The 11,795-nt window shown below is 61.9% G+C and carries 7 protein-coding genes; 5 read left to right on the top strand and 2 right to left on the bottom strand.

The genetic code is table 11. The annotated features are described in order from the left end of the window. Nucleotides 1-402: 402 nt before the first annotated feature. The gene (locus tag BCY88_RS18900; protein ID WP_259461446.1) at nt 403-1,566 is read left to right on the top strand and encodes a glycosyltransferase family 9 protein; all 1,164 of its coding nucleotides are present in this window, start codon (nt 403-405) and stop codon (nt 1,564-1,566) included. 56 nt (nt 1,567-1,622) lie between these two features. On the opposite strand, the gene msbA is transcribed toward BCY88_RS18900, so the two are convergent. Further along, nucleotides 1,623-3,416 carry a lipid A export permease/ATP-binding protein MsbA gene (msbA, locus tag BCY88_RS18905; protein WP_120345735.1) on the bottom strand — a complete coding sequence of 598 codons (1,794 nt, stop codon included), beginning with the start codon at nt 3,414-3,416 and terminating at the stop codon, nt 1,623-1,625. 190 nt (nt 3,417-3,606) lie between these two features. Here msbA and BCY88_RS18910 point away from each other — a divergent pair, with 190 nt between their 5' ends. Next, nucleotides 3,607-4,371 carry a glycosyltransferase family 2 protein gene (locus BCY88_RS18910; RefSeq protein WP_120345736.1) on the top strand — a complete coding sequence of 255 codons (765 nt, stop codon included), beginning with the start codon at nt 3,607-3,609 and terminating at the stop codon, nt 4,369-4,371. Nucleotides 4,372-4,422: 51 nt separating this feature from the next. Here the strand turns inward: BCY88_RS18910 and dnaE are convergent, their stop codons facing one another. After that, entirely contained in the window at nt 4,423-8,001 is a 3,579-nt protein-coding gene (gene dnaE, locus BCY88_RS18915; RefSeq protein ID WP_120345737.1) for a DNA polymerase III subunit alpha, read from the bottom strand. A gap of 285 nt (nt 8,002-8,286) precedes the next feature. Here dnaE and BCY88_RS18920 point away from each other — a divergent pair, with 285 nt between their 5' ends. The 3 genes from BCY88_RS18920 to BCY88_RS18935 all read left to right on the top strand — a co-directional run. Continuing rightward, complete coding sequence (locus tag BCY88_RS18920; RefSeq protein WP_120345738.1) at nt 8,287-9,150, top strand: sulfurtransferase; 864 nt, start codon at nt 8,287-8,289, stop codon at nt 9,148-9,150. A 124-nt stretch (nt 9,151-9,274) separates the two neighbouring features. Continuing rightward, the gene (gene gluQRS, locus BCY88_RS18925) at nt 9,275-10,168 is read left to right on the top strand and encodes a tRNA glutamyl-Q(34) synthetase GluQRS (protein ID WP_120345746.1); all 894 of its coding nucleotides are present in this window, start codon (nt 9,275-9,277) and stop codon (nt 10,166-10,168) included. A gap of 511 nt (nt 10,169-10,679) precedes the next feature. Continuing rightward, nucleotides 10,680-11,795 (top strand): IS3 family transposase gene (locus tag BCY88_RS18935; RefSeq protein ID WP_220669656.1). Its coding sequence is split into 2 segments (ribosomal slippage), with 1,117 coding nucleotides annotated over them: nt 10,680-10,938 and nt 10,938-11,795; the frame shifts between segments, so codons are not numbered across the junction. This gene is flagged as partial in the annotation.

Genomic DNA, 11,795 nt, shown 5'->3' on the forward strand with positions numbered 1-11,795 from the left:
AGCAAGGTGGCCGACGGGTACGTAAGCAGAAATAACGCTGGTAGCAGGCTTCGTGAGTGGACGCTCAGGGAAGATTTATTTGCGGGCGTCGACATGTCTGATGAATTTAACCGCCCGCCGCGACAATTGCCGCGCGCGACCGGGTTTGGAGGCTGCTGTATTGTACCGGGTTCCCGTCCTTATCTGATTAATGCGGCGGCGCCGGTACCCCCGCCACGGACAATGGCGCTCGCGCCTCGACGCGTTAAGACTCGCGCCGGAAGCTGCTCGAAAGCATGTAAGCGTCTGCTGGTACCATACTGGCCACACGCGGGCCACGCCCCGCCGCAGCGGGTGGCCGGCCCTGGTGCACCGCAACACCACGCCGGCAGAGACCCAGAATTTCCCCCTGGCAGCCAAACAATGAAACGACTAATGCGCGCGCTCTATCGCAGCGCACCCGCCGCCGTGCAAAGAGCCGTGGATACGGCCGTCGACCGCTCCACCCGCATTCCCTATGCGGGCGTCGCGCATGAACCCGACGTGTTTCTGCGCAAGGCTTCGCGGGCAAGCATCGTGAAGAAGTATTTGCACAAACATCTGCTGCTCAGATGGCACGGGCAGACGCGGTTGCAACTCAAAAGCACCGTCGGCGTGAAACGCTGGCTGTGGATATATACCGGCAAGCGCAATTTTGGCGACGCGACGATGGACATGTCCGGGCGGGCGCTGCTGAAGGGCACGGACGTTGAAATCGATCTTTTCACCTTGCCGAATCTGCACAAGCTGTTCGAAGAGGACGATATCTTCCGGAACGTTTTTTCCGACTTACAGGATCTTTCCGAGCGTCGCTACGATGCGATCCTGATGTCGGAGTACAACCTGCCGTCAATCAGGCTGAAGACGAAGCACTTCAGCACGCTGCCCTACGCGTGCCTGTTCCAGTACTTCTACGGTCCGGACCGCAATCAGACCACCTTCAGCCATGCGGCGATCAACCACGTCTTCTCGCTCGGCTACAGCGACGCGGAAATCGTTTCGATCAGCAAGCCGTATCTGGCAACGAAGCCGCACACTCAGGATTCGGTTCGCCCGTTCCTGCCCAACGGCCGGTTTCTGGCACTCGCGGTGGGCGGGCTCGATGAGAATCGCACCTACCGGCATTGGGGGGCGTTGCTCGAACTTATCGATCGCTCGGACGACCGGAACATGCCGACGCAGGTGGTTCTGCTGGGCTCGGACAACGGGCTCGCGATGGCCGATGAATTGTTAAACCGACCATTCAGCAAGCTGAAGATCACGTCATGCGTCGGCAAGCTGACGTTGCTGCAATCGCGCGAAATGGTCGCAAATGCAAGTCTCTTTGTGGGTGCAGACGGTGGCTTGATGCACGTCGCGCACTCCACGCCCACGCCGAGCGTCTCGCTGTTTTCCGACCGCGAGCCGCCCTATCTGCGCCTGACCGAACAATGCCATTCGATCGGCATTCAGAGCCCCGGCGACGTGGACGACGTCGCGCCGGCCGACCTCATGACCGCAATCGAAGCTCAGTTGGCCAAGGCAGCCAAACGGACGTTCGCCGCTTGAGGCGGTGAGCGGTGCCGCGGGCGCATGGCCTGCGGCACCCGCACGCATGCCATGGGTCAGGCTGCGTCCTGCTGGAACTGGATGCGATGCAGATGCGCGTAGAGGCCGCCCTGCGTCAGCAGTTCCCGATGGCTGCCGCGCTCGACAATGCGCCCTGCTTCCATGACCAGAATCCGGTCGGCGCGTTCGATGGTCGACAAACGATGCGCGATCACGAGCGTGGTGCGCCCCTTCATCAAGGTTTCCAGCGCCGCCTGCACGTGGCGTTCGGACTCGGAATCGAGCGCCGAGGTGGCTTCGTCGAGGATCAGGATCGGTGCGTCCTTATAGATCGCACGCGCGATCGCCAAACGCTGGCGTTGACCGCCCGAGAGCATCATGCCGTTGTCGCCGACGAGGGTATCGATGCCGTTGGGCATCGCCTCGACGGTATCCCACAGGTTCGCCGCGCGCAGCGCCGCCTTGACCTTGTCCGGATCGGCCGTCTGCCCGTAAGCGACGTTGTTGGCCACCGTGTCGTTAAACAGCACCACGTCCTGGCTCACCATCGCGATCTGGCTGCGCAGCGCGTGCAGGCCGTATTCCGGCAGCGCGACACCGTCGACCAGAATTTCGCCACCGGTCGGATCGAAGAAGCGCGGCAGCAAATTCACCAGCGTGGTCTTGCCGCTGCCCGACGGGCCTGCCAGCGCGACCATTTCGCCCGGCGCCACCTTGAAGGACACCTGGTCGAGCGTGTGGCGGCTGTGCGTGGCATTGCTGCCATAACTGAACGATACGTCGCGGAATTCCACTTCGCCGCGGGCACGTTCGAGCGACTTGCCGCCGCCTTCCGGTTCCGACGGCTCGTCGATCAGGCCGAAAATCAGTTCACACGCCGTCATGCCGCGTTGCAGCGGCTGATTCACGTCCATCAGGTGCTTCAGCGGCGAGATGATCAGCAGCATCGACGTGACGAACGCCACAAAACCGCCGACGGTGGTCTGATCCGACGACGACTGTACCACCGCGATCGTAATCACCACGGCGAGCGCGATTGACGCCAGGAACTGTGTCAACGGTTGCGCAAGGCCGCCGGAGACGGTCATGCGCATGGCATAACCACGCAACCGCTTGCTCATTGCGGTGAAGCGGTCCATCTCGTACTGCTCGCCGTTGTGCACCTTGACGACCTTGTAGCCACCCACCGTCTCTTCGACGATGTACGACAGTTCGTTGGTCAACAGCTGATGCTCGCGATTCAGGCGCCGCAAACGACGGTTGATCTTGCCGACCAGCCAGCCGATCCCCGGCAGCAGCACCGCGACGATCAGCGTCAGGCGCCAGTTCAGGTAAAACAGATAGCCGAGCAGGAAGATGACCGTCAGCGAGTCGCGCACCAGCGTAACCATCACGCTCAACAGCACGTTGAGAATCTGGTTCACCTCGAAGACGATCGCGTTGATCACCGTGCTCGCGGTTTCGCGCTGGAAGAACGCCACGCTCGTGTGGATCATGCGATCGAACATCTTCAGGCGAAGTTCGAGCAGGATCTTGTTCGACACGTAAGCGAGCAGATAGCCGGACGCGTATTGCGACACGCCGCGCACCAGTGCAAGACCGATGACCGCCAACGGCACGAACCACCTGGCGTTGTCGTTGGCATGCGCGCCGAAGCCCTTGTCCAGCAGCGGTTTGAGCAATGCGGGAATGGCCGCGTCAGTGCTGGCGCTCACGGCCATGGCGATGATCGCGCCGACCACCACCCACATCAGCGGCTTGATATAAGGCCACAAGCGTCGAAAAACGACGGCAGGCGACGAGGCCTCTCCTGAACCAATGGGTTTGCTTAACGTTGGCTTCGCGCTCAAGGAATCCTCTGAGAATGCGGCACAGCACTCGCGCAACGGGCGGAATGCCTGACACGCGAAATATCGAAAAACAGCATTGTAAACGGTTGGTGATGATGGCCGGCGGTTATGGATCGGCCGCGTTGCATGGCCGGGCTGTATACTTTGCGCGACCCATTCCGCCACCCTGCACTTTCCACGCAATTCAGGTATGCAAGAAACCACTCTCGGCGTCGCCATCATCACCAAAAACGCGGCGGCGCGACTGGCCGAATGCCTGCAGGCCGTGGCCTTTGCCGATCAGATCGTCGTGATCGACGGCGGCAGCACCGACGGCACCGCTGAGATCGCCCGGGCACACGGTGCGCGCGTACTTGAGCAAACCGACTGGCCGGGCTTCGGCCCGCAGAAAAACCGCGCCGTGGATGCGCTCACCTCCAGCTGGATTCTCTCGCTCGACGCCGACGAGATCGTCTCGCCGGAACTGGCTGCGGCGATCCGCGCGGCGCTGGCCGCACCTACCGCGGATGTCTACGCGGTGGACCGGTTATCGAGCTTTTGCGGCCACTGGGTTCACCACAGCGGCTGGTATCCGGACTGGATTCCGCGCCTCTTCAAACGTGGCGCCGCGCGCTTCTCCGACGACCTCGTGCATGAGCGTCTGGTGTTCGACACGCCGTCGCAGCGACTGACCGGCAAGCTGATGCACTACTCCTACGAAGACTTCGAAGGCGTGTTGCGCAAGCTCGACGCCTATTCGACAGCGGGTGCGCAGCAACGCCATGCGGCAGGCAAGCGCGGCAGTTTCGGCAAGGCGCTCGGGCGTGGCGCCTGGGCCTTCGTGCGAACCTATGTGCTGCGGCGTGGATTTCTCGACGGCCGCGCGGGTTTCATGATCGCGGTGTTCAATGCGGAAACGGTGTACTACCGGTTTCTGAAGCTGGCGCGGCTAGGAAAGAAGACGCGGCGCCAGTAGCCAGGGCTCGCCAGCGGTGTGCCCACGCGCGCCGCGCGGGCATACCGGTCCTCAATAGACGATCTCGATCGAGCTTCCAGCAAACTCGCCACGCAAGGCCGCGAGCAGTTCGTCGGTCGGTTTCACGCGCCACGTGTCGCCGAGGCGCATTTCACCTTGCGCATTCTCGCTGCGATAAACCACCTGCACCGCCAGCCCGTTCGGAATCTGCACGGCCTGGCGCTGGCCACCGCCGCCATAGCCACCACCGTTACGGCCACCACCTGCACCACCATTCCCACCACGCGATGACGCCGCCGGGGCCGGTGCAGCCTGCGGTTCGTCCTTACCCGCGCTATGCGCTTCGAGTACGCGCCGCAATGCCGATGCGTCCGCACTGCCGTTCATCTGCACCTTCACGGCCTCCGCGTAACGGCAACGGGCGCGGCCGAGATCCATCACTGTATCGACGGTGAAGCGGATGCCGCCCGTGAATGCGTCGTTACGCGCCGAGCCCTGCACCACCAGCAGTTCGTCTTCCTTGAAGAACGGCTTGTTAGCCTCGAAGGTCTCGTTGAAGACGGTCACTTCGCATTGGCCGGTGCCGTCGTCGAGCAACGCGATCAGCATCTTGCCGCGCTGTGTCATCTGCGTGCGCAGCGATGCGATGACGCCCGCGACCAGCTTGTCGCGCCCTTCCTTCAGTTCGCCGATCTTCTGCCGCACGAAACGGCGCACTTCGTCTTTGTACGCATCGAACAGATGCCCCGACAGATAGAAGCCGAGTGCGGCCTTCTCTTCCTGCAGTTTCTTCTTTTCCGGCCATTCCGGCTCGTCGACCAGTTCGTGCCCCTGCGACGGCGCGTCGCCCATGTCGAACAGACCTGCCTGCATTGCGTTGGCGCTTGCCTGTTCGGCGGCTTCCATGGCGAGCGAGACGGAGGCGATCAGCTGCGCGCGATTCGGGTGCAGCGTGTCGAACGCGCCTGCGCGGATCAATGCTTCCACCGTCCGGCGATTGACGATCCGGCGGTCGACCCGGTTGCAGAAGTCGAAAATGTCGATGAACGGACCTTCTTCGCGTGCGCGCAGGATTTCTTCGATCGCGTTCTGGCCGCTGCCCTTGATCGCACCGAGTCCGTAGCGAATCGTTTTCGAACGCTTGCCGTCCGCTTCCGCGACCGGCTCGAAACGGTATGCCGACAGATTAACGTCCGGTGGCAGCACGGCCATCTTGTTCGTGAGGCAGTCCTCGAACAGGATCTTGACCTTATCCGTGTCGTCCATGGCGAGCGACATATTCGCCGCCATGAATTCGGCCGGATGGTGCGCCTTCAGCCATGCGGTGTGGTACGCGAGCAGCGCATACGCCGCCGCGTGCGACTTGTTGAAGCCGTAGCCCGCGAACTTCTCCATCAAGTCGAAGATTTCGTCCGCTTTCTCGCCGGCCAGCCCGTTCTTCGCGGCGCCCTGGCGGAACAGCTCGCGATGCTCGGCCATTTCCTCGGCCTTCTTCTTACCCATCGCCCGGCGCAGCAAGTCGGCGCCGCCCAGCGAATAGCCGCCGATGATCTGCGCCATCTGCATCACCTGCTCCTGGTAGACCATGATGCCGTAGGTCTCTTTCAGAACAGATTCGACGCGCGGATCCGGATACTCCACCACTTCGCGGCCGTGCTTACGCGCACAGAAACTCGGGATCAGGTCCATCGGGCCCGGACGGTACAACGCGACCAGCGCGATGATGTCCTCGAAACGGTCAGGCTGGGCGTCTTTCAGCATGCCTTGCATGCCGCGGCTTTCCAGCTGGAACACAGCGACCGTGTTCGCCTTCTTCAGGATCGAGAACGACGCCGCGTCGTCGAGCGGCACCTGCGCGAGCGACCAGTCTTTCTTCGAAGGATCGAGACGGCGGATATAGCGCTCGGCCCAATCCAGAATGGTCAGCGTAGTAAGGCCCAAAAAGTCGAACTTCACGAGGCCGACGGCTTCGACGTCGTCCTTGTCGTACTGGCTCACAACGCCGCTTTCGTCGCCCTGCGTGTAGAGCGGACAGAAATCGGTCAGTTTGCCGGGCGCGATCAGCACGCCGCCGGCGTGCATACCGACGTTACGCGTGAGGCCTTCCACGCGCTGCGCGAGTTCGAGCAGCTGATGCACTTCGTCTTCGTTGTCGAAGCGCTCCTGCAGCAGCGGCTCTTCCTTCATCGCGTCCGCGATGGTGACGTGCTTGCCCGGCTTGAACGGAATCAGCTTGGCGATGCCGTCCGTGAACATGTAGCCCAGATCGAGCACACGGCCGATATCCCGCACCGCGGCTTTCGCCGCCATGGTGCCGAAGGTGGCGATCTGCGATACGGCATCCGCACCGTACTTGTCCTTCACATACTGAATCACACGATCGCGGCCGTGCTGGCAGAAGTCGATGTCGAAGTCGGGCATCGAAACCCGGTCCGGATTCAGGAAACGTTCGAACAGCAGGTTGTAGCGCAGCGGATCGAGGTCGGTCACGCCGAGCGCATAGGCGACCAGCGAACCCGCACCCGAACCCCGGCCCGGCCCGACCGGCACACCGTTGTTCTTGGCCCAGTTGATAAAGTCGGCAACGATCAGGAAGTAGCCCGGAAAGCCCATCTTGATGATGGTGCCGCACTCGAATTCGAGGCGCTGGTAATACGTTTCGCGCTGCGCCTCGCGTTCGGCCGTATCCGGATACAACTGTTCGAGCCGCTTTTCGAGGCCCTCTTTCGATAGTTGCACGAGGTAGTCGTCGAGCGACATGCCGTCGGGCGTCGGAAAGAGCGGCAGCTTCGGCTTGCCGAGCTCGAGCGTCAGATTGCAGCGCCTGGCGATTTCGACACTATTGGCGAGCGCGGACGGAATATCCGCGAACAGCCCCGTCATCTCTTCTTGCGTGCGGAAATACTGCTCGGACGTGAAGCGCTTGGAACGGCGCGGATTCGCCAGGATGTCGCCTTCGGAAATGCACACGCGCGCTTCGTGCGCAGTGAAATCGTCCGGCGTCATGAATTGCATGGGGTGAGTGGCCACCACCGGCAACTTCAGCGCCGCCGCGAGCGCCACCGCCTGCTGCACGTACTGCTCGCCGCCCGGCTGACCGCACCGTTGCAGTTCGATGTAGAAGCCATCAGGGAACACCTTCGCCCAATGCAACGCGTTGCGTTTGGCTGATTCTTCGTTGCCGGCCGCGAACGCGAGGCCAATATCGCCCTGCTGCGCGCCCGACAAGGCGAGCAGGCCTTCGCCCAGGCCGGATTCGAGCCAGCCGGCTTCGACTTCCGCACGACCGCGATATTGATTGGTGAGCGATGCCTTGCTGAGCAGCTCGCACAGATTCAGATAGCCGCGCCGATTCTTGACCAGCAGCAGCAAACGCGAAGGCTTGTCGCGGTCGTCCGGATTGGTGATCCAGACGTCGCAACCGGCAATGGGTTTGACCCCTTTGCCGCGGGCTTCCTTGTAAAAACGGACGAGGCCGAACGCGTTGCCGAGGTCGGTAAGGGCGAGCGCACCCTGACCGTCTTTGGCCGCGGCCTTGACGATGTCGTCAAGACGCACGATGCCATCGGCAATCGAGAATTCGGAGTGGACGCGAAGATGAACGAAGCGGGGATCTGACATGGGCGACATTGTAACTCCACACTTCCGGAGTTTTCAGGCCAAAACCACGCGTTAGCCGTTCGGCTTAGGACGGAAACACGCGCGCACCCTACACCGGCGTCGTGCAGGCGATTTGCGCTGCCGCAAAGGGTTAGCCATTCGGCCGAGTCGGCCAAAACGCCAGCTTGAGGGATAATAGGGGTTTCGCCCTTTTCGACGTGGCCGCGCCGCATGGAGTTTGAATGCAGGCGTTTCAATGCGCCCCATTTTCCGCGCCGCCGGGCACCACTGGGCACTATTTACCGCTGGACACACATGAGTATCGTCAATCTCGCCGCGTATCATTTCGCGACTATCGAAGACACCGCCGCATGGCGCCCGTTCGTTACCGAGCGCTGCAATACGCTCGGCTTGCGCGGCACGGTCCTGCTGGCGCCGGAAGGCATCAATCTGTTCGTCGCGGGCTCGCGCGAAGCCACGAACGCGTTCATCGACTACATCCGTCACGACGCGCTGTTCGAAGGCAAGTTCGTCAATCTGCAGTTCAAGGAAAGCCTGTCGGACAAGCAGCCGTTCACCCGCATGCTGGTGAAACTCAAGCGCGAGATCATCACGATGAAAAAACCGGCCATCCGGCCGGAGCTTGGCCGCGCGCCGTTCGTCGACGCTCCCACGCTGAAAAACTGGCTCGACCGCGGCCATGACGACGAAGGCCGCCCCGTCGTGATGCTGGACACGCGTAACGCGTTCGAAGTGGACGTCGGCACGTTCGACGACGCCCTCGACTACCGCATTACGAAATTCAGCGAATTTCCCGAAGTCATCGAACAGAATCGCGCCGATCTCGAAGGCAAGACGGTCGTGTCGTTCTGCACGGGCGGGATTCGTTGCGAGAAAGCGGCGATCCACATGAAGGAAGTCGGCATCGAGAACGTGTACCAACTCGAAGGCGGCATCCTGAAGTATTTCGAAGAAGTCGGCGGCGCGCATTATCACGGCGACTGCTTCGTCTTCGACTACCGCACCGCGCTGAATCCGCAACTGGAGCCGACCGCAACCGCGCAATGCTTCGGCTGCCGCGCGGTGGTGACACCCGAGGCGCAACAATCGCCGATGTACGTGGCGGGCAAGACGTGTCCGGAATGCCATCCGGACAGCAAGGCGGCGCGCACCGCGTGATGCGGGCGGTTGCAGCAGGCGGGCGCCGTCACGTTGCGGCAGGCCGCCATCCGGATTCAAGGCTGCGCGGCATAGGCCCCTCGCTTGTTCATCGTATTTGCGCATCAGCACCCTGATCGAACCCATGACCTATCGTGGACGCTTCGCGCCATCGCCTACTGGGCCTTTGCATTTTGGTTCGCTGGTAAGCGCGCTCGCAAGCTGGCTGGACGCGCGCGCGCGGGGTGGTGAGTGGCTCGTGCGCGTCGAAGACATTGATCGACCTCGCACCGTGCCTGGCGCGGCTGAAGACATTCTGTCGACCCTCGAGCGTTTCGGCATGCATGCCGACGAGCCGCCCGTCTGGCAAAGCCATCGTACGGCGCGTTACCAGGAAGCGCTTGAACAACTGAAGGTTGCCGGCCTGGCCTACCCATGCGGCTGCACGCGCCGGGAGATTGCGGACTCGCTGCTGCATGCACACATGCGCAACACAACGCTCGCCTATCCCGGCACCTGCCGCGACGGCCTGCATGGCAAACCCGCGCGCGCGTGGCGCCTGCGCGTACCTGACGGCGATCCTGCGGTGATCACATTTGAGGACCGCTGGCAGGGCGAGCAGACGCAGAACCTGGCCACCGAGGTCGGCGATTTTGTCCTGAGACGCGCCGACGACCAGTGGGCATACCAACTGGCGGTAGTGGTCGACGACGCGGACGCGAACATTACGCACATCGTGCGAGGCGCGGACTTGATGGACTCAACGGCCCGCCAGATCTACCTGCAGCGTTGCCTTGGTGTACCCACACCGGTGTATTTGCACGTACCGGTGGTCACGAACGATCTCGGCGAGAAGCTCAGCAAGCAAAACGGCGCGACCGCGCTGGACAACAACAAGCCACTTGAGGCCCTGAGCGCAGCCGCACGACATTTGGGACTTGAGATGGGCGCCCACGAATACACGACGCTTGAAGGTTTCTATGCCGCTGCAACGGCGGCATGGGCAAAGCGCACGGGCACACAAGCGCAACGCAACTAGCGTCCGAAGCGCGCCGAAGACAAACGGAACACGCCGATATCCACACGGCGCGAGCCTCGAGTGGAAAGCAAGGAGCAAAGCGAAGATCGACACGGGTACCGTTGCCGTTGCCGTTGCCGTTGCCGTTGCCGTTGCCGTTGCCGTTGCCGTTGCCGTTGCCGTTGCCGTTGCCGTTGCCGTTGCTGGCCAACGATAACAGCACGACGGCGTTCGAGGCGATTGCACGATCAAGCGGGTGGAGAGTCGGGGGGGGGAGTTGAAGAAGTACCGCTACGGCGCGCGCAGCGCCGCCGGAAGAATGACTGCTTTGTCACCGGAGCGGAATGTGCGAGAGCACGGATTCCAGATGCACCACTACCGTAACTGCGCGGGGGACCCGCTTAAGAATTAGCGGTTTAAGCCGCTTTCTTTTGCCTATCTTTTCTTTGCGGCCGGCAAAGAAAAGTAGGTTGTAGTGGTCCAATGGTCCTGGACACCTCTAAAGGGGATAATTCTCCAACTGAGGTGAGAGATGAGCAGACGGAACATAACTGACGAATTCAAGGCTGAAGCGGTGCAACTGGTGGTTGCCCAGGGCTATTCATTCTCCAAGGCCTGTGAGGCGCTGGGCGTAGGAGACACGGCCTTGCGGCGATGGGTTGCGCAGTGGCGGGCCGAACAGGCTGAGCCGCCGCGCACTGAGATTCAGGTCAAGGCCGACCAGCGACGCATCCGGGAACTGGAGGCGCGGGTGATCGAGCTCGAAAGGGAGCGCGAGATCCTAAAAAAGTCCACGGCCTTCTTCGTCAAGGAAATGGATCGCTCATCGAAGTGATCCATTCGCTGAAGAAGGCCTGGCCGGTGAGCGTGATGTGCGAGCTGCTGAAGGTGCCTCGAAGCAGCTATTACGCCGTTTCCACACGGCCCGCCAGAGTTGCTGCTGCGCCCGCGCTGCTCAAGGCGGTGCGCGAAATTCACGGCGAAAGCCGCGCCAGCTATGGCAGTCGCAGAATGGCTCAGGCCTTGCAGCAGCGAGGCCACGCGATCGGGCGTTACCGTGCCCGATCGCTGATGCGCGAGGCACAACTGGCGGTGGCGCGACGACGAACGCACCGTTATCGCAAGACTGACGGTGAAGCGCTGGTGGCTCCCAACCTGCTTGAGCGTCGGTTCGAGCCGTCGTCGATCAATCAGGTATGGGCGGGCGATATTACGTACGTGAGAACGCTTCAGGGCTGGTCCTATCTGGCCATCGTGATGGATCTGTATTCACGCCGTATCGTCGGCTGGGCGTTTGCGCAACTGCCCGATACGGTACTGGTTATCAGGGCTTTGCAGCAGGCGCGCGAGCATCGACGGCCGCCACCGGGCCTGATGTTCCACTCGGATCAGGGATGCCAGTACACCAGCGCGCACTTCGTGAACGAGCTGAAGGCAAACGGCATCATCCAGAGCATGAGCAGAAAGGGGAACTGCTGGGATAACGCGCCGGTGGAGCGCTTCTTTAGAAGTCTCAAAAGCGAATGGATCGACGATAAAGGGTACCCCGACCACGCATATGCGGAACGCGACATCGGGGCCTACATCGACGACTTTTATAACTACAGGCGCATCCATTCAGCGGCAGACGGTCTGCCACCGGCACGAT

The organism is Paraburkholderia fungorum (assembly GCF_003610895.1).
Lineage (GTDB): Bacteria > Pseudomonadota > Gammaproteobacteria > Burkholderiales > Burkholderiaceae > Paraburkholderia > Paraburkholderia fungorum_B.